Annotated in this window: 26 protein-coding genes; 18 read left to right on the plus strand and 8 right to left on the minus strand. The window is 71.2% G+C overall.

Annotation, left to right across the window (positions count from 1 at the left end; all coding sequences use genetic code 11):
- Positions 1-68: 68 nt before the first annotated feature.
- The 4 genes from F0344_RS12785 to F0344_RS12795 all read left to right on the plus strand — a co-directional run bounded on the left by F0344_RS12785 (position 69) and on the right by F0344_RS12795 (position 2,800).
- Positions 69-1,649, plus strand: a complete 1,581-nt coding sequence (locus F0344_RS12785; RefSeq protein WP_185298913.1) for an acyl-CoA carboxylase subunit beta — start codon at positions 69-71, stop codon at positions 1,647-1,649.
- 14 nt (positions 1,650-1,663) lie between these two features.
- Positions 1,664-1,870 (plus strand): acyl-CoA carboxylase subunit epsilon, encoded by a 207-nt coding sequence (locus F0344_RS12790; protein ID WP_185298914.1) that lies wholly within the window; start codon positions 1,664-1,666, stop codon positions 1,868-1,870.
- A 92-nt stretch (positions 1,871-1,962) separates the two neighbouring features.
- Positions 1,963-2,091, plus strand: coding sequence for a morphogenic membrane protein MmpB (mmpB, locus tag F0344_RS35715; RefSeq protein WP_258049908.1), 129 nt, complete (start codon positions 1,963-1,965; stop codon positions 2,089-2,091).
- 97 nt (positions 2,092-2,188) lie between these two features.
- Positions 2,189-2,800, plus strand: coding sequence for a nucleoside triphosphate pyrophosphatase (locus F0344_RS12795; RefSeq protein ID WP_185298915.1), 612 nt, complete (start codon positions 2,189-2,191; stop codon positions 2,798-2,800).
- A gap of 33 nt (positions 2,801-2,833) precedes the next feature.
- Here the strand turns inward: F0344_RS12795 and F0344_RS12800 are convergent, their stop codons facing one another.
- Positions 2,834-3,283, minus strand: a complete 450-nt coding sequence (locus tag F0344_RS12800) for a hypothetical protein (RefSeq protein ID WP_185302651.1) — start codon at positions 3,281-3,283, stop codon at positions 2,834-2,836.
- Positions 3,284-3,639: 356 nt separating this feature from the next.
- Between F0344_RS12800 and F0344_RS12805 the strand changes: the two genes are divergently transcribed.
- Both F0344_RS12805 and F0344_RS12810 read left to right on the plus strand, forming a co-directional pair.
- Positions 3,640-5,394: an acetyl/propionyl/methylcrotonyl-CoA carboxylase subunit alpha gene (locus F0344_RS12805; protein WP_185298916.1), complete on the plus strand. Its 1,755-nt coding sequence runs from the start codon at positions 3,640-3,642 to the stop codon at positions 5,392-5,394.
- A 169-nt stretch (positions 5,395-5,563) separates the two neighbouring features.
- Positions 5,564-6,175: a TetR/AcrR family transcriptional regulator gene (locus tag F0344_RS12810; RefSeq protein WP_185298917.1), complete on the plus strand. Its 612-nt coding sequence runs from the start codon at positions 5,564-5,566 to the stop codon at positions 6,173-6,175.
- 100 nt (positions 6,176-6,275) lie between these two features.
- Here F0344_RS12810 and F0344_RS12815 read toward each other — a convergent pair whose 3' ends face one another.
- Both F0344_RS12815 and F0344_RS12820 read right to left on the minus strand, forming a co-directional pair.
- Complete coding sequence (locus F0344_RS12815; RefSeq protein WP_185298918.1) at positions 6,276-7,250, minus strand: DeoR/GlpR family DNA-binding transcription regulator; 975 nt, start codon at positions 7,248-7,250, stop codon at positions 6,276-6,278.
- Between the two features lie 230 nt (positions 7,251-7,480).
- The gene (locus F0344_RS12820) at positions 7,481-8,920 is read right to left on the minus strand and encodes an NAD(P)H-quinone dehydrogenase (RefSeq protein ID WP_185298919.1); all 1,440 of its coding nucleotides are present in this window, start codon (positions 8,918-8,920) and stop codon (positions 7,481-7,483) included.
- Positions 8,921-9,170: 250 nt separating this feature from the next.
- On the opposite strand from F0344_RS12820, the gene F0344_RS12825 reads away from it, so the two are divergent.
- The 3 genes from F0344_RS12825 (at position 9,171) to F0344_RS12835 (ending at position 12,375) form a co-directional block, all read left to right on the plus strand.
- A complete protein-coding gene (locus F0344_RS12825; RefSeq protein WP_185298920.1) occupies positions 9,171-9,608 on the plus strand; it encodes a gamma-glutamylcyclotransferase in 438 nt (145 codons plus the stop codon).
- 104 nt (positions 9,609-9,712) lie between these two features.
- Complete coding sequence (locus tag F0344_RS12830; protein ID WP_185298921.1) at positions 9,713-10,537, plus strand: purine-nucleoside phosphorylase; 825 nt, start codon at positions 9,713-9,715, stop codon at positions 10,535-10,537.
- A 197-nt stretch (positions 10,538-10,734) separates the two neighbouring features.
- Complete coding sequence (locus tag F0344_RS12835; protein ID WP_185298922.1) at positions 10,735-12,375, plus strand: phospho-sugar mutase; 1,641 nt, start codon at positions 10,735-10,737, stop codon at positions 12,373-12,375.
- A gap of 71 nt (positions 12,376-12,446) precedes the next feature.
- On the opposite strand, the gene F0344_RS12840 is transcribed toward F0344_RS12835, so the two are convergent.
- Together F0344_RS12840 and F0344_RS12845 are read right to left on the minus strand one after the other, a co-directional pair.
- On the minus strand, positions 12,447-12,650 hold the full coding sequence (locus F0344_RS12840; RefSeq protein WP_185298923.1) for a hypothetical protein: 204 nt from the start codon (positions 12,648-12,650) through the stop codon (positions 12,447-12,449).
- Between the two features lie 41 nt (positions 12,651-12,691).
- On the minus strand, positions 12,692-13,333 hold the full coding sequence (locus tag F0344_RS12845; RefSeq protein WP_185298924.1) for a PH domain-containing protein: 642 nt from the start codon (positions 13,331-13,333) through the stop codon (positions 12,692-12,694).
- 134 nt (positions 13,334-13,467) lie between these two features.
- Here F0344_RS12845 and deoC point away from each other — a divergent pair, with 134 nt between their 5' ends.
- Genes deoC through F0344_RS12860 form a run of 3 tightly spaced genes read left to right on the plus strand, consistent with a single transcriptional unit; the run spans position 13,468 to position 16,806 of the window.
- Positions 13,468-14,454: a deoxyribose-phosphate aldolase gene (gene deoC / locus F0344_RS12850; protein ID WP_258049909.1), complete on the plus strand. Its 987-nt coding sequence runs from the start codon at positions 13,468-13,470 to the stop codon at positions 14,452-14,454.
- A gap of 5 nt (positions 14,455-14,459) precedes the next feature.
- Positions 14,460-15,899, plus strand: a complete 1,440-nt coding sequence (locus F0344_RS12855; RefSeq protein WP_185298925.1) for an aldehyde dehydrogenase family protein — start codon at positions 14,460-14,462, stop codon at positions 15,897-15,899.
- Positions 15,889-16,806, plus strand: a complete 918-nt coding sequence (locus F0344_RS12860) for an aldehyde dehydrogenase family protein (RefSeq protein ID WP_185298926.1) — start codon at positions 15,889-15,891, stop codon at positions 16,804-16,806. Before F0344_RS12855 ends, F0344_RS12860 begins: the two co-directional genes overlap by 11 nt.
- Before the next feature lie 88 nt (positions 16,807-16,894).
- Here the strand turns inward: F0344_RS12860 and F0344_RS12865 are convergent, their stop codons facing one another.
- Positions 16,895-17,320, minus strand: a complete 426-nt coding sequence (locus F0344_RS12865; RefSeq protein ID WP_185298927.1) for a hypothetical protein — start codon at positions 17,318-17,320, stop codon at positions 16,895-16,897.
- 65 nt (positions 17,321-17,385) lie between these two features.
- Here F0344_RS12865 and F0344_RS12870 point away from each other — a divergent pair, with 65 nt between their 5' ends.
- Positions 17,386-18,087 carry a uridine kinase family protein gene (locus F0344_RS12870; protein ID WP_185298928.1) on the plus strand — a complete coding sequence of 234 codons (702 nt, stop codon included), beginning with the start codon at positions 17,386-17,388 and terminating at the stop codon, positions 18,085-18,087.
- A gap of 305 nt (positions 18,088-18,392) precedes the next feature.
- On the opposite strand, the gene F0344_RS12875 is transcribed toward F0344_RS12870, so the two are convergent.
- Positions 18,393-19,142 carry a SigE family RNA polymerase sigma factor gene (locus F0344_RS12875; RefSeq protein WP_185298929.1) on the minus strand — a complete coding sequence of 250 codons (750 nt, stop codon included), beginning with the start codon at positions 19,140-19,142 and terminating at the stop codon, positions 18,393-18,395.
- 180 nt (positions 19,143-19,322) lie between these two features.
- Here F0344_RS12875 and afsQ1 point away from each other — a divergent pair, with 180 nt between their 5' ends.
- The 5 genes from afsQ1 to F0344_RS12900 all read left to right on the plus strand — a co-directional run bounded on the left by afsQ1 (position 19,323) and on the right by F0344_RS12900 (position 23,098).
- The gene (gene afsQ1, locus F0344_RS12880) at positions 19,323-20,000 is read left to right on the plus strand and encodes a two-component system response regulator AfsQ1 (RefSeq protein WP_185302653.1); all 678 of its coding nucleotides are present in this window, start codon (positions 19,323-19,325) and stop codon (positions 19,998-20,000) included.
- Positions 19,997-21,532 carry a sensor histidine kinase gene (locus F0344_RS12885; RefSeq protein WP_185298930.1) on the plus strand — a complete coding sequence of 512 codons (1,536 nt, stop codon included), beginning with the start codon at positions 19,997-19,999 and terminating at the stop codon, positions 21,530-21,532. Before afsQ1 ends, F0344_RS12885 begins: the two co-directional genes overlap by 4 nt.
- Complete coding sequence (locus F0344_RS12890) at positions 21,529-22,179, plus strand: hypothetical protein (protein WP_374940085.1); 651 nt, start codon at positions 21,529-21,531, stop codon at positions 22,177-22,179. Before F0344_RS12885 ends, F0344_RS12890 begins: the two co-directional genes overlap by 4 nt.
- 69 nt (positions 22,180-22,248) lie before the next feature.
- The gene (locus F0344_RS12895) at positions 22,249-22,800 is read left to right on the plus strand and encodes a VanZ family protein (RefSeq protein ID WP_185302655.1); all 552 of its coding nucleotides are present in this window, start codon (positions 22,249-22,251) and stop codon (positions 22,798-22,800) included.
- A gap of 94 nt (positions 22,801-22,894) precedes the next feature.
- Positions 22,895-23,098 (plus strand): PspC domain-containing protein, encoded by a 204-nt coding sequence (locus F0344_RS12900; RefSeq protein ID WP_185298931.1) that lies wholly within the window; start codon positions 22,895-22,897, stop codon positions 23,096-23,098.
- A gap of 92 nt (positions 23,099-23,190) precedes the next feature.
- Here F0344_RS12900 and F0344_RS12905 read toward each other — a convergent pair whose 3' ends face one another.
- Positions 23,191-23,493, minus strand: coding sequence for a hypothetical protein (locus tag F0344_RS12905; protein ID WP_185298932.1), 303 nt, complete (start codon positions 23,491-23,493; stop codon positions 23,191-23,193).
- Positions 23,494-23,600 lie beyond the last annotated feature (107 nt).

Raw genomic sequence — 23,600 nt, forward strand, 5'->3', positions numbered from 1 at the left:
GCCCCGGCCGAGCACCGCTGCTGAACGTTCTAGCCGTCCCCCGTGACCAGGCAGGGAGCCGCCACCCGATGTCCGAGCCGCAGAGCGACATCCACACCACCGCGGGCAAGATCGCGGACCTGCAGAAACGTATTGACGAAGCCACGCACGCAGGCTCCGCACGCGCCGTGGAGAAGCAGCACGCCAAGGGCAAGCTGACCGCCCGCGAACGGATCGGGCTCCTCCTCGACGAGGGCTCCTTCGTCGAGCTCGACGAGTTCGCCCGGCACCGCTCCACCAACTTCGGCATCGAGAAGAACCGCCCGTACGGAGACGGTGTCGTCACCGGCTACGGCACGGTCGACGGCCGGCCCGTGTGCGTGTACTCGCAGGACTTCACGATCTTCGGCGGCTCGCTCGGCGAGGTCTACGGCGAGAAGATCGTGAAGGTGATGGACTTCGCGATGAAGACCGGCTGCCCGGTCATCGGCATCAACGACGGTGGTGGCGCGCGCATCCAGGAAGGTGTGGCAGCGCTCGGGCTGTTCGCGGAGATCTTCCGCCGCAACGTCCACGCCTCCGGTGTGATCCCGCAGATCTCGCTGATCGTCGGACCGTGCGCGGGCGGGGCGGTCTACTCCCCCGCGATCACCGACTTCACGGTGATGGTCGACCAGACCTCGCACATGTTCATCACGGGCCCCGACGTCATCAAGACCGTCACCGGCGAGGACGTCGGCTTCGAGGAGCTGGGCGGCGCCCGCACGCACAACACCACCTCCGGTGTGGCGCACCACATGGCGGGTGACGAGAAGGACGCCATCGAGTACGTCAAGTCCCTGCTGTCCTACCTCCCGTCCAACAACCTCTCCGAGGCACCCGCGTTCCCGGAGGAGGCGGACCTGGAGACGACGGACGAGGACCGCGAGCTCGACACGCTCATCCCGGACTCCGCGAACCAGCCGTACGACATGCACACCGCGATCGAACACGTGCTGGACGAGGGCGAGTTCCTGGAGACGCAGGCCCTGTTCGCGCCGAACATCATCACCGGCTTCGGCCGCGTCGAGGGGCACCCGGTCGGCATCGTCGCCAACCAGCCGATGCAGTTCGCGGGATGCCTGGACATCAACGCCAGCGAGAAGGCCGCGCGTTTCGTGCGGACCTGTGACGCCTTCAACGTCCCGGTCCTGACCTTCGTCGACGTCCCCGGCTTCCTGCCGGGCGTCGACCAGGAGTACGGCGGGATCATCCGCCGCGGCGCCAAGCTGATCTACGCGTACGCCGAGGCGACGGTCCCGCTGATCACGGTCATCACCCGCAAGGCGTTCGGCGGCGCGTACGACGTCATGGGCTCCAAGCACCTGGGCGCCGACCTCAACCTGGCCTGGCCGACCGCGCAGATCGCGGTGATGGGCGCGCAGGGCGCGGTCAACATCCTGCACCGCCGCACGATCGCCGCGGCGGAGGATCAGGAAGCGACCCGCGCCGAGCTGATCGCCGACTACGAGGACGCCCTCCTCAACCCGTACGTCGCCGCCGAACGCGGCTACGTCGACGCGGTGATCATGCCCTCGGACACCCGTGCCCACATCATCAAGGGCCTGCGCCAGCTGCGTACCAAGCGGGAATCCCTCCCCCCGAAGAAGCACGGCAACATCCCCCTCTAGAGAGGACCCAGGCCATGATCAAGGTCGTACGGGGCAATCCGACCCCGGAGGAGCTGGCCGCCGCACTGGCGGTGGTCCAGGCGCGCGCCGCGGCGACGGCCGCCGTGTCGTCCGGCGCGCCGGTACCGCCCGAGCAGTGGTCCGATCCGGGACGCATAGCGCGCCGGGGCGCGATCCGGCCCGGTCCGCGCTCCTGGGCGCGCACCTACTGGCCCGTCTGAGCACCCGCAGGCCGGGGCGCGGTCCGTAGCGCTGTGACGGTTGAGTACCTGTACTCAGGCGTCACAGCGGTCACGGCAGCAGGATCGTTTCCATGCTGTGGTCAGATCCGGAGAACGAGCCGCCCAAGGAGCTCCGCGACGTGCAGGCGATGATGCGCCGCGCGGGGCTGCTGCTGGCGCTCGCCATGGTGATCGCCATGTTCGTCCTCGGCATCCGCTGACCCGGCGCCCACGGACCCTTCGTCCACCGACCCGGCATCCGCGTGAGCAGGCATCCGCCGACCCGGACGTTTCCCCGGCTCCGCGGTGCCTTCTACGATGGCCCGTATGACTGATCAGCGCCGCCTCGTCCTCGCCTCCGCCTCGCCCGCCCGCCTCGGCCTCCTGCGCCATGCCGGTTTCGCGCCCGAGGTGATCGTCAGTGGTGTCGACGAGGACGCGCTGTCCGCACCCACCCCCGGCGAGCTGGCGCTCGTCCTGGCCGAGGCCAAGGCCAAGACCGTCGCGGCCCGCCCGGAGGCGGCCGGCGCTCTGGTCATCGGCTGCGACTCGGTTCTCGAACTCGACGGCGAGGCGCTGGGCAAGCCCGCCGACAGCGAGGAGGCCACCGCCCGCTGGAAGTCCATGCGCGGCCGGGCCGGAATCCTGCGGACCGGGCACAGCGTGATCGACACGGTGAGCGGCCGCACGGTGTCCGCGACGGCGTCCACCGTCGTACGGTTCGGCGAACCGACCGACGCGGAGATCGCCGCCTACGTCGCGTCGGGCGAACCACTGCATGTGGCGGGCGCGTTCACGCTGGACGGCCGCTCGGCACCGTTCGTCGACTCCATCGAGGGCGACCACGGCAACGTCATCGGGCTCTCACTGCCGCTGCTGCGCCGGCTCCTGGGCGAACTGGGCCTCTCCGTCACGGACCTGTGGGTCTGAGGACCGGAGGCGGGGGCTGCTGACCGGGCCGGGTCAGACGGGCACCGGAGCTTCGGCGCCGCTCGACCGCCCCTTGCCCCCGCGCGGTTCCGCGTCCTCGGGGCCGTAACCCAGCAGGGTCAGGACGAGCAGCGCGAGCACGGCCATCATGAAGCCGAACGCCGACCAGCCGACCAGGCCCACCGTCAGGGCACCCAGCACCCCGTGCACGACGGCGCAGCCGATCAGGGCGATCCGTCCGGCGCGGCCCGGCGCCCGGTCGCGGATGCCGGCGACCAGCGCGACGAGACCGCAGAGCACCAGCAGAAGACCGGAACCCCCGCCCATCGCCCAGGTGCCCGCCGACATGGCCCCGGGGTCCATGCCCGCCAGGGACATCCTCTGGTTGTCCACGACGGTCGCGAGCACCGCGTTGATGAGGACGATCCCCACCGCTTCCCCGAACAGCACGATCCCGGTCACCACGGCCACTGGTCTGCGTATCACCGCACCCACCCCCTGTTACCTGTAGTACCTGCGGTATCGCGGACCCTACTAACGGGTAATCGTTCGGACAAGAGGTCGGCCGCCCCTGAGGCACCGGCAAAGAACCGCCGGGTGGTTCGTAGGGACCCGACAAAGAAACACCGGACGTCGTTGACCCTACGGACAGAGACCTGGACCACACCTCGTGGCTACTGTGCGGTTAAGGAACCCGGCGTAACGTGGTGCGACAAGGGATTTCACGACTCCAGCAACCCTCGAATGACACTCCGTGTGGGCAAGCTCACCTGTGGGGACGGGTCGTACGGCCGTGTCGGTAGTCCCTAAACTCAGCTTGTTTCAAGGAGGGAGTCATCGTGCGCAAGGTGCTCATCGCCAACCGTGGCGAAATCGCTGTCCGCGTTGCTCGGGCTTGCCGGGACGCCGGAATCGCGAGCGTAGCCGTCTACGCCGATCCGGACCGGGACGCTCTACATGTCCGCGCGGCCGACGAGGCGTTCGCTCTGGGCGGTGACACCCCGGCCTCCAGTTACCTGGACATGGCCAAGGTGCTCCAGGCTGCCAAGGACTCAGGGGCGGACGCGATCCACCCGGGTTACGGCTTCCTCTCGGAGAACGCCGAGTTCGCCCAGGCCGTGCTCGACGCCGGTCTGACCTGGATCGGCCCGCCGCCGCAGGCCATCCGCGACCTCGGTGACAAGGTCGCGGCCCGTCACATCGCCCAGCGCGCCGGTGCGCCGCTGGTCGCCGGCACGCCCGACCCGGTCTCCGGCTCGGACGAGGTCGTCACCTTCGCCCGCGAACACGGCCTGCCGATCGCGATCAAGGCCGCCTTCGGCGGTGGCGGACGTGGCCTCAAGGTCGCCCGCACGCTCGAAGAGGTCCCGGAACTGTACGACTCCGCGGTCCGCGAGGCCGTCGCCGCCTTCGGCCGCGGCGAGTGCTTCGTCGAGCGCTACCTCGACAAGCCGCGTCACGTCGAGACCCAGTGCCTCGCCGACACCCATGGCAACGTGGTCGTCGTCTCCACCCGTGACTGCTCCCTCCAGCGCCGCCACCAGAAGCTGGTGGAGGAGGCTCCCGCGCCGTTCCTGAGCGAGGCGCAGAACGCCGAGCTGTACGCCGCGTCGAAGGCCATCCTCAAGGAGGCCGGCTACGTCGGCGCGGGCACCGTCGAGTTCCTCGTCGGCACCGACGGCACGATCTCCTTCCTGGAGGTCAACACCCGCCTCCAGGTCGAGCACCCGGTCACCGAAGAGGTCACCGGCATCGACCTCGTACGCGAGATGTTCCGTATCGCGGACGGCGAGGAGCTCGGTTACGGCGACCCCGCCGTGCGCGGGCACTCCTTCGAGTTCCGGATCAACGGCGAGGACCCGGGCCGCGGCTTCCTGCCCGCCCCGGGCACCGTCACCACCTTCGACGCGCCCTCGGGTCCGGGCGTCCGCCTGGACGCGGGCGTGGAGTCCGGCAGCGTCATCGGCCCGGCCTGGGACTCGCTCCTGGCCAAACTGATCGTCACGGGCGCGACCCGTGAGCAGGCGCTCCAGCGGGCCGCGCGCGCACTGGCGGAGTTCAGGGTCGAGGGCATGGCCACCGCCATCCCGTTCCACCAGGCCGTCGTGGTCGACCCCGCCTTCACCGCCGACCCGTTCCGGATCCACACCCGGTGGATCGAGACGGAGTTCGTCAACGAGATCAAGCCCTTCACCCCCGCGAGTGCGGACGCGGAGGACGAGGACGGCAGTCGCGAGACGATCGTCGTCGAGGTCGGCGGCAAGCGCCTGGAGGTCTCGCTGCCCGTCTCGCTCGGGATGAGCCTGGCCCGTACCGGTCTCGCGGCCGGTGCGAAGCCCAAGCGCCGCGCGGCGAAGAAGGCAGGCTCCGCGGCCTCGGGCGACACTCTCGCCTCGCCGATGCAGGGCACGATCGTCAAGGTCGCGGTCGAGGAGGGCCAGGTGGTCAAGGAGGGCGACCTCGTCGTCGTCCTCGAGGCCATGAAGATGGAGCAGCCGCTCAACGCGCACCGCTCCGGCACCGTCAAGGGCCTGGCCGCCGAAGTCGGTGGCTCGGTCTCCTCCGGCGCCATGATCTGCGAGATCAAGGACTGACCCGACCGGCTCCAGGGCCCCGCAGGAGTCGCGCGACTCCTGCGGGGCCCTGGGCGTTCCACGGGACGCGAGGTGATACGGAGGGCACCTCCTGTTACCCGATGGCATCCTGGACCCTGGGGCGTACGCGCGCAGGGGCGTGCACCCGGACGATGTGGAGGACCGTGCGATGGCCACGAGTACGGCACAGACGCCGGCCCGGACCCCGGGGCGGCCGATGCGCGCCGATGCGCGCCGCAACTACGACCGGCTGCTCGACGAGGCGCGTACGTCCTTCGCCGAGCACGGCACCGACGCCTCGCTGGAGGACGTCGCGCGCCACGCGGGCGTGGGTATCGGCACACTGTACCGGCACTTCCCGAACCGCCAGGCGTTGATGTACGCGGTGTTCCAGGAGGCCCTGGACGCCCTGCTGGCCCGCTCCCGCGAGCTGGCGGAGGCGGAGCACCCGTGCCGGGCCCTGGTGGAGTGGCTGGGCGCGATCGTCACGTACGCCGGTGAGTACCGGGGGGTCGCCCAGGCACTCATGTCGGCTTCGCGGGACGAGACTTCGGCCCTGTCGCAGTGCAATGTGCCGCTGCGCGAGGCGGGGGCACGCCTGCTGGCCCGGGCGCAGGAGAGCGGAGCCGTACGGGCCGACGTGTCGATCGAGGACCTGATGCAGCTGACGAACGCCATCGCCCTGGCCGCCGAGCAGTCACCGGACGATCCGGCTCTCGCGGACCGCCTGCTGACGCTGACCCTCCAGGGCCTGAAGGGTCCCCGGACGGAACGGGCCTGACGGGGGCCCGGCACCCCCGCCCTAGGCCCTGCCTGGAGTTCCCCCGCGGCGTCGCGGCGTCCGGCACCGCCGCCTCCGGCGCTGGAACTCCAGACAGGACCTAGCGGCGTCGCAGGTCCGCCACCCGGGCCCGGTCGCCCGGTCCCTGGTCGGCCGGCGCGGCCGCGCTCCGCAGCTGGGGCCCCAGTCCACCGGAACCACCCGCCTGCGTACGGCGCTGGCCCGGCAGCGGCATCTCACGTCTGGTCCGACGGCCGGGCGGGGCCCCGTCACCGACTGACGACGCGTCCGCGCCGGGACCGGCGATCGTGATCTCCACACCCTGGTCGGCCAGGGCCTGAAGCTCGGTCGCGGCCCGCTCGTCATGGACCGGGGGCTCGTCCGTGACCAGCCGGGTGATGAGATCGGTGGGCACCGTCTGGAACATGGTGTCGGAGCCGAGCTTGGTGTGGTCCGCGAGGACCACCACTTCCGCGGCCGCCTGCACCAGTGCCCGGTCCACGCTGGCCGAGAGCATGTTGGACGTGGACAGCCCGCGTTCGGCGGTGAGGCCGCTCCCGGAGAGGAACGCCCGCGAGACCCGCAACCCCTGGAGGGACTGTTCGGCCCCGCTGCCCACGAGCGCGTAGTTGCTCCCGCGCAGCGTGCCGCCGGTCATCACCACTTCGACCCGGTTGGCATGGGCCAGCGCCTGGGCGACCAGCAGTGAGTTGGTGACGACGGTCAGACCGGGAACCCGCGCGAGCCGGCGGGCCAGCTCCTGCGTGGTCGTTCCGGCGCCGACCACGATGGCCTCGCCCTCACCGACCAGACCGGCGGCCAGGTCGGCGATGGCCGTCTTCTCCGCGGTGGAGAGATGGGATTTCTGCGGAAAGCCGGACTCCCGCGTGAATCCGCCCGGCAAAACCGCACCGCCGTGCCGGCGGTCGAGGAGTCCTTCTGCCTCCAGTGCCCGCACGTCCCGCCGTACGGTCACTTCGGAGGTCTGGACGACGCGGGCGAGCTCACGGAGCGATACCGCCCCGTTGGCACGCACCATTTCGAGGATCAACTGACGACGTTCTGCAGCGAACACGGAACAGACAGTAACCTGGCCATCCGTTAGTTCTCAGCAGTTTGCGCCGAATTACAGAAGTTGCCCATGAATGGGGCCGCCGAGTGATATAGGCGGCCCCGCTGTTGTGTCGGAGTCGGAAGAGACCGGACGGGAGCGGTCACAAACGCACCGCCGAGCCGCCCGAGTTGCCGGGGGTTGCCGGGGAATCACCAGGAAGTCACCGGGGAATCACCGGACTTCCCCACGCCCTACGAGTCGCCCGTGAGCTTCCGGGTGTGCAGCTGCCGGGCCACTTCGGCGATCGATCCGGACAGGGACGGGTACACGGTGAAGGCGTTCGCGATCTGTTCGACCGTCAGGTTGTTGTCGACCGCGATCGAGATCGGGTGGATCAGCTCGCTGGCGCGCGGGGCGACGACACAGCCACCGACCACGATGCCGGTGCCGGGCCGGCAGAGGATCTTGACGAAGCCGTCGCGGATGCCCTGCATCTTGGCCCGCGGGTTGCGCAGCAGCGGCAGCTTGACGATCCGGGCGTCGATCTTGCCGGAGTCGACATCGGACTGGCTGTAGCCGACGGTCGCGATCTCCGGGTCCGTGAACACGTTGGAGGAGACCGTCTTCAGGTTCAGCGGAGTGACCGCGTCACCGAGGAAGTGGTACATCGCGATCCGGCCCTGCATCGCGGCCACCGAAGCCAGGGCGAAGATCCCGGTGACGTCACCGGCCGCGTACACGCCGGGGGCACTGGTACGGGAGACCCGGTCGGTCAGGACGTGGCCCGAGTCCTTGAGCCGGACCCCCGCCTCCTCCAGGCCCATGCCCGCGGTGTTCGGGATCGCGCCGACGGCCATCAGGCAGTGCGAGCCGGAGATGACGCGGCCGTCGGCGAGGGTGACCTCGACCCGGTCGCCCACCCGCTTCGCGGACTGGGCGCGGGAGCGGGCCATGACGTTCATGCCACGGCGGCGGAAGACGTCCTCCAGGACCGCGGCGGCGTCCGGGTCCTCACCGGGCAGCACCCGGTCACGGGAGGAGACGAGCGTGACGCGCGATCCGAGCGCCTGGTACGCACCGGCGAACTCGGCACCGGTGACACCGGAACCGACGACGATGAGCTCCTCGGGGAGCTCATCGAGGTCGTAGACCTGGGTCCAGTTCAGGATGCGCTCGCCGTCGGGGAGCGCGTCCGGGATCTCCCGGGGGTGTCCGCCCGTCGCGACGAGCACGGCGTCGGCGGTCAGCGACTCCTCCGTGCCGCCTGCGGCGGTCACGACGACCTGGCGGGAGCCGTCGGCGGCCTGGAGGCCCTCCAGCCTGCCGCGGCCGCGCATCACACGGGCGCCGGCCCGGGTGACGGACGCGGTGATGTCGTGTGACTGGGCCAGCGCGAGACGCTTGACCCGTCGGTTGACCTTGCCGAGGTCGACGCCGACCACGCGCGCCGCCTGCTCCAGGTGGGGCGTGTCGTCCGCGACGATGATGCCCAACTCCTCGTACGAAGAGTCGAAGGTGGTCATCACCTCTGCCGTCGCGATCAGGGTCTTGGAGGGCACGCAGTCGGTGAGGACCGAGGCGCCGCCGAGGCCGTCGCAGTCGACGACGGTCACCTCCGCGCCGAGCTGGGCTCCTACCAATGCCGCCTCGTAGCCGCCGGGGCCGCCGCCGATGATCACGATCCGGGTCACGAAAAGTCCGCCTCGCGTGGTGTCATCCCGCGGCCGTATGCCGCCGCGGCCGGGGTCCGGGGGATCGCCCCGGGGGAAAGCAGTACGTCCTCCATTGTCCCGCACGCGCCAAAGTGCTTCGCCCCGGGGCCCTCCATACGTGGCGGGGGCTCTCCCGGACCGGGTCCGGCGTGCGCGAACGGGGCGCTCCGGCAGTGCCGTGCGCCGAGGAACCGGCACTCCCGCTGCCGCCTCCCGTACCCTCGACCACATGTCGCTCTACGCCGCGTACGCCGGCAACCTCGACGCGCGGCTGATGACGCGCCGCGCCCCTCATTCCCCGCTGCGCGGCACCGGCTGGCTCAACGGCTGGCGGCTGACCTTCGGCGGGGAACAGATGGGCTGGGAAGGCGCGCTGGCCACGGTGGTCGAGGCGCCCCGCTCCCAGGTCTTCGTGGCGCTGTACGACATCGCGCCGATGGACCAGGACTCCATGGACCGGTGGGAAGGTGTCGGCCTCGACATCTACCGGCGGATGCGGGTACGGGTGCACACCCTGGACGGCGAGGAACCGGCCTGGATGTACGTGCTGAACGGCTACGAGGGCGGGCTGCCCTCCGCGCGCTACCTGGGAGAGGTGGCCGATGCCGCCGAGTCCGCCGGAGCCCCGCACGACTACGTGATGGAGCTCCGCAAGCGCCCCTGCTGAGCACCGGCCGCCCCGTGCCGCTGTAGGAACATACGAATACCTCCAGCCAGCCTCTGCGCACGGTCATCTACGCGCGTAGGGATTCACCGGTTACCCTCGTCCGCGTGAACGCATCTGTTATTCCGGACAACATCCAGGGCGACCCGCACGCCGCCGCCGACGCCGCCGCCGCCCGCCTCCGCGAGCTGACCGGCGCCGAGACCCACGACGTCGCCCTCGTGATGGGCTCCGGGTGGGCCCCCGCGGGCGACGCGCTCGGCGCACCGGAGGCCGAGTTCCCGGTGACCGAGCTGCCCGGGTTCCCCGCGCCGGCCGTCGAGGGCCACGGCGGCACGGTCCGCTCGTACCGCATCGGCGGCAAGCGCGTCCTCGTCTTCCTCGGCCGCACGCACTTCTACGAGGGCCGCGGAGTCGCCGCCGTCTCGCACGGGGTGCGCACCGCGGTCGCCGCGGGCTGCAAGACCATCGTGCTGACCAACGGCTGCGGCGGTCTGCGCGAGGGCATGCGCCCCGGCCAGCCCGTGCTGATCAGTGACCACATCAACCTGACGGCGGCCTCGCCGATCATCGGCGCCAACTTCGTCGACCTCACCGACCTGTACTCGCCACGGCTGCGCGCCCTGTGCAAGAAGATCGACGAGACGCTCGAAGAGGGCGTGTACGTGCAGTTCCCCGGCCCGCACTACGAGACCCCGGCCGAGATCAACATGGTCCGCGTCCTGGGCGGCGACCTGGTCGGCATGTCCACCGTGCTGGAGGCCATCGCCGCGCGCGAGGCGGGTGCGGAGGTCCTCGGCATCTCGCTCGTGACCAACCTGGCCGCCGGGCTGTCCGGCGAGCCGCTCAACCACGAAGAGGTCCTTCAGGCCGGCCGCGATTCCGCTGTGCGGATGGGATCTCTGCTCGCACGCGTGCTGGAACGGATCTGACGTTCCCCGGGGCTCAGCCCCACACCCTCACACCCCACACCCCCACACCCCCGCGCCTCGGACGCCGACGGGGCCGGGAAGGCCCGGCTCAGCCGCGTCTCGTAGCCCGTCCGGTGATTGAGGAGCGGGGGTCCGGGGGCAGCGCCCCCGTGCAACAGCCCGCGCCCCACCCCCCGTACCCCAGAGAGGCGGACCCCGTGCAGCAGGACCTCATCGCCCGCGCCAGGACCTGGCAGGCCGAGGACCCGGACCCCGAGACCCGTGACGAGCTCGGCAGGCTCATCGACTCCGAGGACCTCGACGAACTCGCCGCACGCTTCGCAGGCACCCTGCAGTTCGGCACGGCGGGGCTGCGCGGGGAGCTGGGCGCGGGTCCCCTGCGGATGAACCGGTCCGTGGTCATCCGGGCGGCCGCCGGCCTCGCCGCGTATCTGACCGCGCGGGGCCAGGGGGGCGGGCTCGTCGTCATCGGGTACGACGCCCGGTACAAGTCCGCCGACTTCGCCCGGGACACCGCCGCCGTCATGACCGGCGCCGGTCTGCGGGCCGCGGTGCTCCCCCGCCCGCTGCCCACCCCGGTCCTCGCCTTCGCCATAAGGCATCTGGGCGCCGTCGCGGGCGTCGAGGTGACCGCCAGCCACAACCCCCCGCGCGACAACGGCTACAAGGTCTACCTCGGCGACGGCTCGCAGATCGTCTCCCCGGCCGACGCCGAGATCGCCGCCGAGATCGCGGCGGTCGGCCCGCTCGGCACGGTGGCCCGCCCCGACCGGGGCTGGGAGACCCTCGGCGACGAAGTCCTGGACGCCTACCTCGCCCGTACGGACGCGGTCCTCGACGCCGGGTCCCCGCGCACCGTCCGTGTCGTCTACACGGCGATGCACGGCGTCGGTACGTCCGTGCTCACCGCCGCGTTCGCGCGGGCCGGGTTCCCGGAGCCCGTGCTCGTCGCCGAGCAGGCGGAGCCGGACCCGGCGTTCCCCACCGTTGCCTTCCCCAACCCGGAAGAGCCCGGCGCCATGGATCTCGCCTTCGCGACCGCACGCCGGACCGGTCCTGACCTCGTCATCGCCAACGACCCCGACGCCGACCGCTGCGCGGTCGCGGTGCCCGACGCGGCCACCCCGGGCGGCTGGCGGATGCTGCGCGGCGACGAGGTGGGCGCGCTGCTGGCCGCCCATCTTGTCGAGCGCGGCGTCACCGGCACCTTCGCCGAGTCGATCGTGTCGTCCTCGCTCCTGGGCCGCATCGCCGGGAAGGCGGGCCTCGGGTACGAGGAGACGCTGACCGGCTTCAAGTGGATCGCCCGTGTCGACGGGCTGCGTTACGGCTACGAGGAGGCGCTGGGCTACTGCGTCGACCCCGAGGGCGTGCGCGACAAGGACGGCATCACGGCCGCCCTGCTCGTCGCCGAGCTGGCCTCCGTGCTCAAGGAGCGGGGCCGTACACTCCTGGACCTGCTGGACGACCTCGCCGTCACGCACGGACTGCACGCCACGGACCAGCTGTCGGTCCGCGTGGAGGACCTGACGGTCATCGCGAACGCCATGCTGCGGCTGCGGGAGCGGCCACCGGCCGAACTGGCGGGTCTGCCCGTCACCTCGGCCGAGGACCTGTCGCTGGGTACGGAGCTGCTGCCGCCGACCGACGGTCTGCGCTACCACCTGACGGGCGCACGGGTGATCGTCCGCCCGAGCGGCACCGAGCCGAAGCTCAAGTGCTACCTGGAGGTCGTGGTGCCGGTCGCCTCGGCGGACGAGCTCCCCGCGGCCCGCGCCAGGAGCGCGGAACTGCTCGCCGGCATCAAGCGCGACCTCTCGGCGGCGGCGGGGATCTGACGGCGGCGGAGCGGCGGTATCCGGTGACGGCGGTCAGTCCAGCAGGGCCCGGCGGACCGCCGTCACCACGATCAGCACCACGGGCGGGGCGAACCACCACCGGCCCACCGACCCATCGCCCGGCGCACCGAGGGGGCCGCGGTGATCAGCACGGCGAACCCGCTGATCCCGATGGTGAGCATGCAGGAGAGTTCGATGCCGGCCGGCGCGTCGTCGTCCCCCGGGCCCGAGGGCCGGATGGTCAGCGCCCAGGAGCACGCGAGCCCGGCCGACAATGGCGCGCCGGAGGCCGGGCGGAGCCCCGGCAGGGCCCGGATCAGCCGATGGCGAGCAGCACCACGAGCAGCACCACGCCCGCGGTGGCCGGGGCGATGACCTCGTACGCCCAGCGGACCGAGGCCGTCACCGTGGTGGTCGCGTCCTTGCGGTGCCCGGCTTCCTCGGCCAGCTCGCGCAGCTCGGCCGCGGTCCGGTCGGCGGCGGCGACGCGTGCCGCGGTGTCGCGGACGTCGGCGTTGACGGACGACCTGCCGTGCGGGTCGTCCTGGGACTGCCGTGCCGCCTGCCTGGCGGCTCGCTTGCGTTCGCGCAGCGAGACCGGGACGGCCCACAGCTGGTACTTGACGCCCGCCTGGGTGAACAGCTCGGTCGAGTACCCGGCGCGTACGTCGGCGACGTCGGACCAGGGCAGCACGATCGTCCGGAACGGGTTGCGGATACGGACGCGGTCCTCGTTCACGGACACCACGGGCCGCACCGTGAACGCCGCGACCAGCGGAATCACGGCGAGCATCCCCGCGAGTGCCGTCCACGGGGTCCGGCCCTCGCCACGGAACAGGGCGTCGCCGCCGATCCAGGCGGTCAGCGCGATCAGCAGCACCCCGCAGACCAGACCGGGGACCGAACGGAAGGTCCGGTCGGCGTAGGCCGGCTCGGGGACAGGCGTGGGGCTCGTCATGGGCCCGATTCTGCCTGACCGCCTTCCGGGACGGCCGGGCGGCCGTGCCGCGCGGGTGCGGCGCTGGGGCGGCACGGAAGGAAGAAGGGCCCTGTACAGGTCGCTACGCGCGTAGATATGCTCATGTGGTGACCATGCCCACCACTGCACCTTCCCCCAGGCTCTCAGCTGCGTTCGAGCAGGGAGGGGCCCCCCTCGCCGACGCGACGGCGTCCGACAGTGCGCTGCGCCGCTTCCTGCACGGGCTGCCCGGCGTCGACCCTGTCGGCCTCGAAGCGCGCGCCGCCTCCCTCGGGACCCGATCGATCAAGACGACTGCCAAGGCGTACGCCATCGATCTCGCCATCTCGATGATCGACCTGACGACGCTGGAAGGCGCGGACACCCCGGGCAAGGTCCGGGCTCTCGCCGCCAAGGCCGTCAACCCCGACCCCACCGACCGCACGAGCCCGCACACCGCCGCGGTCTGCGTCTATCCCGACATGGCGGCGACCGCCGTCGCGGCGCTGGCCGGCTCCGGAGTGAAGGTGGCGTCCGTGGCGACGGCCTTCCCCGCCGGCCGTGCCGCACTCGCCGTCAAGCTCGCGGACGTCCGCGACGCCGTGGCGGCCGGGGCCGACGAGATCGACATGGTGATCGACCGCGGCGCCTTCCTCTGCGGCCACTACCTGAAGGTGTACGAGGAGATCGTCGCCGTGAAGGCCGAGTGCGGCTCCGCCCGCCTCAAGGTGATCTTCGAGACCGGCGAGCTGTCCACGTACGACAACATCCGACGGGCCTCCTGGCTCGGGATGCTGGCGGGCGCCGACTTCATCAAGACGTCGACGGGAAAGGTCGCGGTCAACGCCACGCCCTCGAACACCCTGCTGATGCTGGAGGCCGTGCGCGACTTCCGGGAGCAGACCGGGGTACAGGTCGGCGTGAAACCGGCCGGCGGTATCCGCACCAGCAAGGACGCGATCAAGTTCCTCGTGCTGGTCAACGAGACCGCGGGCGAGGACTGGCTGGACAACCACTGGTTCCGCTTCGGCGCGTCCAGCCTGCTCAACGACCTGCTGATGCAGCGCCAGAAGCTCAGCACCGGCCGTTACTCCGGCCCCGATTACGTGACGGTGGACTGATCCCCATGGCATCTGCATTCGAGTACGCACCGGCTCCGGAGTCCCGCTCCGTCGTCGACATCGCCCCCTCCTACGGGCTGTTCATCGACGGAGAGTTCACCGACGCCGCCGACGGCAAGGTCTTCAAAACGGTCAGCCCCTCGTCCGAGGAGGTCCTCTCCGAGGTCGCGCAGGCCGGGGCCGAGGACGTCGAACGGGCCGTGAAGGCGGCCCGCAGGGCGTTCGAGAAGTGGTCGGCACTGCCGGGCTCCGAGCGCGCGAAGTACCTGTTCCGCATCGCCCGGATCATCCAGGAGCGCAGTCGCGAGCTGGCCGTCCTGGAGACCCTGGACAACGGCAAGCCGATCAGGGAGACCCGCGACGCGGACCTCCCTCTCGTCGCCGCGCACTTCTTCTACTACGCGGGCTGGGCCGACAAGCTGGACCACGCCGGCTACGGCGCGAACCCGCGCCCGCTGGGTGTGGCCGGCCAGGTCATCCCGTGGAACTTCCCGCTCCTGATGCTGGCGTGGAAGATCGCCCCGGCGCTCGCCACCGGCAACACGGTGGTCCTGAAGCCCGCCGAGACGACTCCGCTCTCCGCGCTGTTCTTCGCGGACATCTGCCGCCAGGCGGGCCTGCCCAGGGGCGTCGTCAACATCCTCACCGGGTACGGCGACGCGGGCGCCGCCCTCGTCGGCCACCCCGACGTGAACAAGGTCGCCTTCACCGGCTCGACCGCGGTCGGCAAGGCCATCGCCCGCCAGATCGCCGGTACGGACAAGAGGGTCACCCTCGAACTCGGCGGCAAGGGTGCCAACATCGTCTTCGACGACGCCCCCATCGACCAGGCGGTCGAGGGCATCGTCACCGGCATCTTCTTCAACCAGGGCCAGGTCTGCTGCGCGGGCTCCCGGCTGCTCGTCCAGGAGTCCGTCCAGGACGAGGTGCTGCACGCCCTGAAGCGCCGCCTGTCCACGCTGCGCCTCGGCGACCCGCTGGACAAGAACACCGACATCGGCGCGATCAACTCCGCGGAGCAGCTCTCCCGGATCACCGCGCTCGTCGAGACCGGCGAGGCGGAGGGCGCCGAGCGCTGGTCCGCGCCCTGCGAGCTCCCCTCGTCCGGCTACTGGTTCGCCCCGACGCTCTTCACGAACGTCACCCAGGCGCACACCGTCGCCCGCGACGAGATCTTCGGCCCCGTGCTGTCCGTCCTCTCCTTCCGTACCCCGGACGAGGCGGTCGCCAAGGCCAACAACACCCAGTACGGCCTCTCGGCCGGCATCTGGACGGAGAAGGGCTCCCGCATCCTCGCGGTGGCCGGCAAGCTCCGTGCGGGCGTCGTCTGGGCCAACACGTTCAACAAGTTCGACCCCACGTCGCCCTTCGGTGGCTACAAGGAGTCGGGCTTCGGCCGCGAGGGCGGCCGTCACGGCCTGGAGGCATACCTCGATGTCCGATAACCGTCTGAGTGTCTTCAAGACCTACAAGCTGTACGTCGGGGGCAAGTTCCCCCGCTCCGAGAGCGGCCGGGTGTACGAGGTGACGGACTCGAAGGGCAGGTGGCTGGCGAACGCGCCGCAGTCATCCCGCAAGGACGCACGCGACGCGGTCGTGGCCGCGCGCAAGGCGTTCGGCGGCTGGTCGGGCGCGACCGCGTACAACCGCGGCCAGGTCCTCTACCGCGTCGCGGAGATGCTGGAGGGCCGCAAGGACCAGTTCGTACGCGAGGTGGCGGACGCGGAGGGCCTGTCGAAGTCCAAGGCTGCGGCCGTCGTAGACGCGGCGATCGACCGCTGGGTCTGGTACGCGGGCTGGACCGACAAGATCGGCCAGGTCGTGGGCGGGGCGAACCCGGTCGCGGGTCCGTTCTTCAACCTCTCCACGCCCGAGCCGACCGGTGTCGTCACGGTCCTGGCGCCGCAGAAGTCCTCGTTCCTGGGACTGGTCTCGGTGATCGCCCCGGTGATCGCCACCGGCAACACGGCCGTGGTCATCGCCTCGGCCGGTGCGCCGCTGCCCGCGCTCTCGCTGGGTGAGGTGCTGGCCACCTCCGACCTGCCCGGTGGCGTGGTGAACATCCTGTCGGGGAGGACGGCGGAGCTCGCGGCCCCGCTCGCCTCCCACCAGGACGTCAACGCGATCGACCTCACCGGCGCGGACGCCTCGCTGGCGAAGGAGCTGGAGATCGCGGCGGCGGACAACATGAAGCGCGTCCTGCGACCGCAGCCCGCCGGCCGCACGGACGGCGCCGCCGAGGACACCGACTGGTCGGCCGATCCCGGCACGCGCCGCCTGACGGCCTTCCTGGAGACGAAGACGGTCTGGCACCCCACGGGCGCCCTGGGGGCCACAGGCTCCTCGTACTGATGCCTGGAGGCCCTTGCGCGGGCCTCGCGGGTCTGCGGGCCGCTCCCTCCGGACGACGGACGGGGCGGCCCGCAGGCGTTCGGCCGGGTCAGCCGGTGAGCAGTCCGGTCGCCTGCCCGACCACGGGCAGGTCACTGATCGCGCCGCCGCTGGTCAGCGGGTCCGTCACGACGGCCGTGGTCAGCGGCTTGAAGTCGGCGATCTGGGTGCCCACCGCGTTGTCCAGCGGGTCGACTCCCGTACCGGCCAGCGGGTCGAGCTGGAGGTCGGTGACGGGTGCGATGCCTCCCGCGAGGGAGTAACCGAGCGCTCCGGTCAGCGCGGGCCCGGCCGTCTCGGCGACCGCACCGAGCGTGCTGTCGGCGCCCGTGGCCGGAGCCGCGGGCATCGGCGCGGCCTGGGCGGCCGCGCCCCCGGCGCCGAGCGCCGCGCCCACCGCCGTGACGGTCAGGCCGGCGCGCAGCAGGATGCGGCGCCGGGTGCGTGAAGGTGCAGACAGTGCGTGACGAGCCATGATTTTCCCACCTGAATAGAGCCTGTTCGGGTAATCGTCTGTGCGCGCAGAGTAGTTGAGGTGTGATGCTCGATACCACCAGGACCTCCGGGGGGTCCCCTGCGCGGGTCAATGCCTCACACTTGTGTTCTGTGAATCCCCCATCGATCCCGGCCCGCGTCGTCCTGCTCGCGGGGCCCTCCGGCTCAGGCAAGTCCTCCCTCGCCGCGCGTACCGGTCTGCCGGTGCTGCGCCTGGACGATTTCTACAAGGAGGGCGACGACCCGACACTGCCGGTGGTCGCGGGCAGCAGGGACATCGACTGGGACTCCGTGCGGTCCTGGGACGCGGACGCGGCGGTCGCGGCCGTCGCGGAACTGTGCCGCACGGGACGTACGGACGTGCCGGTGTACGACCTCGCCACGAGCGCCCGCGTCGGGCACGAGGCGTTCCGCATCGACCGCACGCCCCTGTTCGTGGCCGAGGGCATCTTCGCCGCGGACATCGTGGAGCGCTGCCAGGAGCTGGGCCTGCTGGCGGACGCGCTGTGTCTGCGCGGACGCCCCTCGACGACGTTCCGGCGGCGGCTGCTCCGGGATGTGCGGGAAGGGCGCAAGTCGGTGCCGTTCCTGCTGCGGCGCGGCTGGCGCCTGATGCGGGCCGAACGGCGGATCGTGGCCCGCCAGACGGCGCTGGGCGCGTACGCGTGCGGCAAGGAGGAGGCGCTGGGGCGGCTGGCCGCGGCGGCGGGACGGTCCCGCCGCGCGACGGCGGGACAGGGCGCGTGAACTGGGGCTGAGCCCCGGGATCCGGCGGCCGCACACGCGGAACGGGGGCCGGCGGATACGGAACGGGGTCCGGCGGCCGCACACGCGGAACGGGGGCCGGCGGATACGGAACGGGGTCCGGCGGCCGCACACGCGGAACGGGGGCCGGCGGATACGGAACGGGGTCCGGCGGCCGCACACGCGGAACGGGGTCCGACAGGACCCCCCGGCCCGTCCGACCCCGCTGCGTACCCCCCCCCCCCCCCCCCCCCCCCCCCCCGTACCGCCGCCTCCCCCGAAGCGGCGCCCCCCGTTCCCCCGTCGCCTCAGGCCACCAGCTCGCCGAAGGACTCCTCCTCGTCACGGCCGAAGCTGAGGACCTCGTCCTCACGCAGCCGGCGGAGCGACCGCCAGATGCTGGACTTCACCGTGCCGACACTGATGTCGAGGATGGACGCGATCTCCGGGTCGGTGCGGCCCTCGTAATACCGCAGGACCAGCATCGTGCGCTGGAGTTCCGGCAGCCGCGCGAGCGCCTGCCAGAGCACCGCGCGCAGTTCCGTGCCGCGCATCGCGTCCGTGTCGCCCACCGTCTCCGGCAGCTCCTCGGTCGGGTATTCGTTGAGCTTGCGCCTGCGCCAGGCGCTGATGTGCAGATTGGTCATGGTGCGGCGGAGGTATCCGCCGACCGCCGCCTTGTCGCTGATCCTGTCCCACGCCCGGTACGTCGAGAAGAGGGCGCTCTGCAGCAGGTCCTCGGCCTCGAACCGGTCGCCGGTCAGGTGATAGGCGGTGGCGTACAGGGAGGCGCGGCGCTCCTGGACGTAGGCCGTGAACACCGCTTCGGCGTCCTCGGTCCGCGCTGCGGGCTTCCGCTCCCCCGTGACCTCCCCGTACGCACTTCCCCCGTTACCCCCGAAGGGTGTGTCAACCACCGTCATGTACGACGGGTGCTGACGCCCGGCGCCACGAACGCACCCCCGCGCGTTCACACCGGACTTCTCAGGACCCCGGCCGACGTCGTGGAGACGCGTGACAACTGCGCTCGTCGAGCCGGTGCTGTGCGTTGCGTTCATCTCGCGCCCCCCGTCGGTGGAGTCGGTTGGTTCGTGTGTCAACGAGCTTGCCCCGGCTGTTTCATGGCGTTGTCCCCCGACTGTCACAGGCGTGTCACAGGCCGACTTCCGGGCGTGCCGGAACCGTGAGAGCCGTCCAACTGTCGAACTGAGGCGCCACCATGGGCCAGAATGACCCCCGTGCCTTTCCTGTTGCTGATCGAGGACGACGACGCCATCCGCACGGCTCTCGAACTCTCGTTGTCACGCCAGGGCCACCGAGTGGCCACTGCGGCGACGGGAGAGGACGGCCTGAACCTGCTGCGAGAGCAGCGGCCGGACCTGGTCGTGCTGGATGTGATGCTGCCCGGGATCGACGGTTTCGAGGTGTGCCGGCGCATCCGCCGCACCGACCAGCTGCCGATCATTCTGCTGACCGCGCGCAGCGACGACATCGACGTCGTGGTGGGACTGGAGTCCGGCGCGGACGACTACGTGGTGAAACCCGTGCAGGGCCGGGTGCTCGACGCCCGTATCCGCGCGGTGCTGCGCCGGGGCGAACGCGAGTCCACGGACTCCGCGACCTTCGGGAACGTGATCATCGACCGTTCGGCGATGACCGTCACCAAGGCCGGTGAGGACCTTCAGCTCACCCCCACCGAGCTGCGGCTGCTGCTGGAGCTGAGCCGCAGACCCGGTCAGGCGCTGTCCAGACAGCAGTTGCTGCGCCTGGTGTGGGAGCACGACTACCTCGGTGACTCCCGGCTCGTGGACGCGTGTGTCCAGCGGCTGCGCGCGAAGGTGGAGGACGTGCCGTCCTCGCCGACGCTGATCCGTACCGTGCGCGGAGTGGGCTACCGGCTGGACTCGCCTCAGTGAGTGGACCCGCGAAGCGGACCGTGCTCACCGGTCTGCGCTGGACCAGTCTGCGCCTTCGGCTCGTCGTCGTGTTCGCACTGGTGGCCCTGACCGCGGCGGTGTCCGCGTCGGGGATCGCGTACTGGCTCAACCGCGAGTCGGTGCTGACGCGTACGCAGGACTCCGCCCTCGGCGACTTCCGCCGCCAGATGCAGAACCGGGCGGCCGGCCTGCCCACGTCCCCCACCGGGGACGATCTCCAGAACGCCGCCGTGCAGATGGCGAGCAGCAGCCCCGGTTACGACGTGCTGCTGATCGGCGAGCACGAGGGGAAGCCGGTCGTCGGCTACTCCGACCTGGACTCCTTCACCCGCCAGGACGTGCCGGCCTCCTTGCAGAAGCAGGTGGGCAAGAAGCAGCCGATGACGTCGGGCAACACCTTTGAGTACCACCTGTTCTGGCAGCGCACGAGTATCGGCGGCAGGCCGTACCTGGTGGCCGGTACGAAGATCATCGGCGGTGGTCCGACCGGCTACATGCTGAAGTCGCTCGACCAGGAACGTCAGGATCTCAACTCACTGGCCTGGTCGCTGGGGATCGCCACCGCGCTGGCGCTGGTCGGATCGGCGCTGCTCGCCCAGGGTGCGGCGACGACCGTCCTGCGCCCGGTGCAGCGGCTGGGCGACGCGGCCCGCAAGCTCGGTGAGGGCAAACTCGACACCCGGCTCATGGTGTCCGGCACCGACGAGCTGGCCGATCTGTCCCGTACGTTCAACAGGACCGCGAGCGCGCTGGAGAAGAAGGTCGCGGACATGAGCGCGCGGGAGGAGTCCAGCCGCCGGTTCGTCGCCGACATGTCGCACGAGCTGCGGACCCCGCTGACCGCGATCACCGCCGTCGCGGAGGTTCTGGAGGACGAGGCCGACAGCCTCGATCCGATGATCGCTCCCGCGGTGCATCTGGTGGTCAGCGAGACCCGCAGGCTGAACGATCTGGTGGAGAACCTGATGGAGGTGACCCGCTTCGACGCGGGTACGGCCCGTCTCGTCCTGGACACGGTCGATGTCGCCGACCAGGTCACCGCCTGCATCGACGTCCGGGCCTGGCTGGACGCGGTGGATCTGGACGCCGAGCGGGGCATGATGGTCCGGCTCGATCCGCGCCGGCTCGACGTGATCCTGGCGAATCTGATCGGCAACGCGCTGAAGCACGGCGGTTCACCGGTGCGCGTGTCGGTACGGACCGTCGGCGAGGAGCTGGTCATCGAGGTACGGGACCACGGCCCCGGCATCCCCGAGGACGTCCTTCCGCATGTCTTCGACCGCTTCTACAAGGCGAGCGCCTCGCGGCCCCGGTCCGAGGGCAGCGGTCTCGGCCTGTCGATCGCGATGGAGAACGCGCACATCCACGGCGGCGACATCACGGCCGCGAACTCGCCGGACGGCGACGGCGCGGTGTTCGTACTGCGGCTGCCCGTCGATGCCGAGCGGCTGACCTCCGAGGCCGGGGAGCACGGCGCGGAGGACGGGAACGAGGGGGGCGGCGCCACGTGAGGCGAGGCGACCGGGCGGACGGCGCACGCCCCACCGGGCGGGCGCGGCGTACCGGCAGGGTGCTGGCCGCCGTCGCGACGGTGACGGCGGTGGCGGCGCTGGCCGCCGGGTGCGGGATCAGGTCGACGTCGGTGCCGGTGGACGCGGGCGCCGCACCGTCCCGGGTGCCGTGCCGCACCCCGGCCCATGACGTCACCTCCCAGGCACTGGAGGACATCGAGGTCCAGGTGTATCTGGTCTGCGCCTCGCAGCTGATGACCGTGAACCGTTCGGTGCGGCTGGACTCGGCGGAGCCCGACCGTATCCGCGTCGCGCGGGTCCTGCTGGACGAGTTGCAGAAGGCCCCGTCGGCCGACGAGCGGCAGGCCGGGTTCTCCACCGGTGTACCGACCGGTCTGCGGGTCTCCGCGGCCCGCGCGGATGATCCGGCCGGCACGCTGCGGCTGAACGAGCAGCCCGAGGACCTGCCGGCCGAGGCGCTGGCGCAGATCGTGTGCTCGTACGCGGACAGCGAGACGCTGGTGACCGGGGGCACGGTCGTGCTCGGTGGTCCCGGGGACTACGCGCCCCGGGGCTATCCGTGTGCGTCGGAGACGAAGACCCGGCCCGGTGAGGTGCCCACGCTCGGGGCGCTCGAACGGCCCTGAGCGGCCGTGCCGCATTTCTTCCCCAGACCGCGCGGAACCGATCCTGCCGGTCATGGCGTCTTGGGGGACGTGCGTCAAGGTCCGGACGGCCAGGCCGTCATCCGCTTCCGCGCGGCGGGGGTACTCCTCCTCCTCGGGCATCTGCTGATCGTCGGGTGGCTGACTCTGCGCCCCCTGGATGTGGCGTGGGTGAGCGCCGCGAATTTCCAGCCCCTCGCGGGCATCAAGGCAGATCTGGCTCTAGGCCCGGTCGAGGCCGCGCATCGCTTCGGCTCCGGGCTTCTGCTGCTCGCGCCGCTCGGGGTGCTGCTGCCGATGGCAGGGGGCCGGCTGTTCGTGTCCCCGTGGGCGTCGCTGGCCCGTACGGTCGCGGCCGGGGCGCTGATCTCGCTGGCCATCGAGCTGGCACAGACGGGCGTGGCCGGCCAGGTCGTGGACGTCGACTCGCTGCTGCTGAACACCGTGGGCGTGGCGCTCGCTCATCTGCTGGTCGTGCCGGTCTGCCGGGCGCGGCTGCGGCGGGGGCAGCGGGCGGGGGCGGGAGGACGCACGGCCCGGTTCAGGGACGAAGCTCCTCAGGGCTCGACCCCGAGGATTTCCAGGGTCGGTATGGCCCCGTAGAGCGACGCTTCGCACCCCTTCGCCGAGCCACTATGGATACATCGGGAGCACAGCGACAGGAGCTGCTCCCCGTCGGTTCTCGAAGGAGCCCACCATGGCCGCACTTGCCCGCCCCCGTGACGGACGCATGATCGGTGGAGTGTGCGCAGCGCTGGCACGGCGCTTCGGCATCTCCGCCAGGACGATGCGCGTGATCTTCGTCGTCTCGTGTCTGCTCCCCGGCCCTCAGTTCCTGCTCTACCTGGCGCTGTGGATACTGCTGCCGTCGGAGAAGGCCTCGGCCACGACGGCCTGGTGACCCTGCGGGACCACGGGGAGAACGCGAGGAGAACGCGCGTGGGGCGCGCACCCTGAACGGGTGCGCGCCCCACGTGCGTGTGCGGGTACCGCTCAGCCGCCGAGCGGGAGACCGTTCGCCGACAGGCCCTTGGTGGGCAGGCCGCCGAGCAGGCCGGTGACAGGGGTGGCGACGTCTCCGCCTGCGCTCTCCTGCCCCTTGAGGATCCGGCCGGCCGCGTCCTGCACGGTCGGCAGCGCGTGGCTGACGGCGTCCAGCGCCGTACCGGCGGGCACCGCGGCGGTCGCGGCGTCGACGGGCAGGGACGGGGCGGCCGAGGCCGAACCGGCGGCGGCAGCGGCGAAAGCGGCACCGAGGGCGGCGACGCCGAGAGTCCTGACAGCAGACTGCTTCATAGGAATGTCATCCTTGGGGAAGGGGATGTGAGCGGCTCTGCAACGTAGCCATCCCCTTACCTGTCCCGCAAACATGCCGAGACACGGGAAACGGCCGGGGCATTGCC

The sequence above is a fragment of the Streptomyces finlayi genome, from assembly GCF_014216315.1.
GTDB classification, from domain to species: Bacteria; Actinomycetota; Actinomycetes; order Streptomycetales; family Streptomycetaceae; genus Streptomyces; species Streptomyces finlayi_A.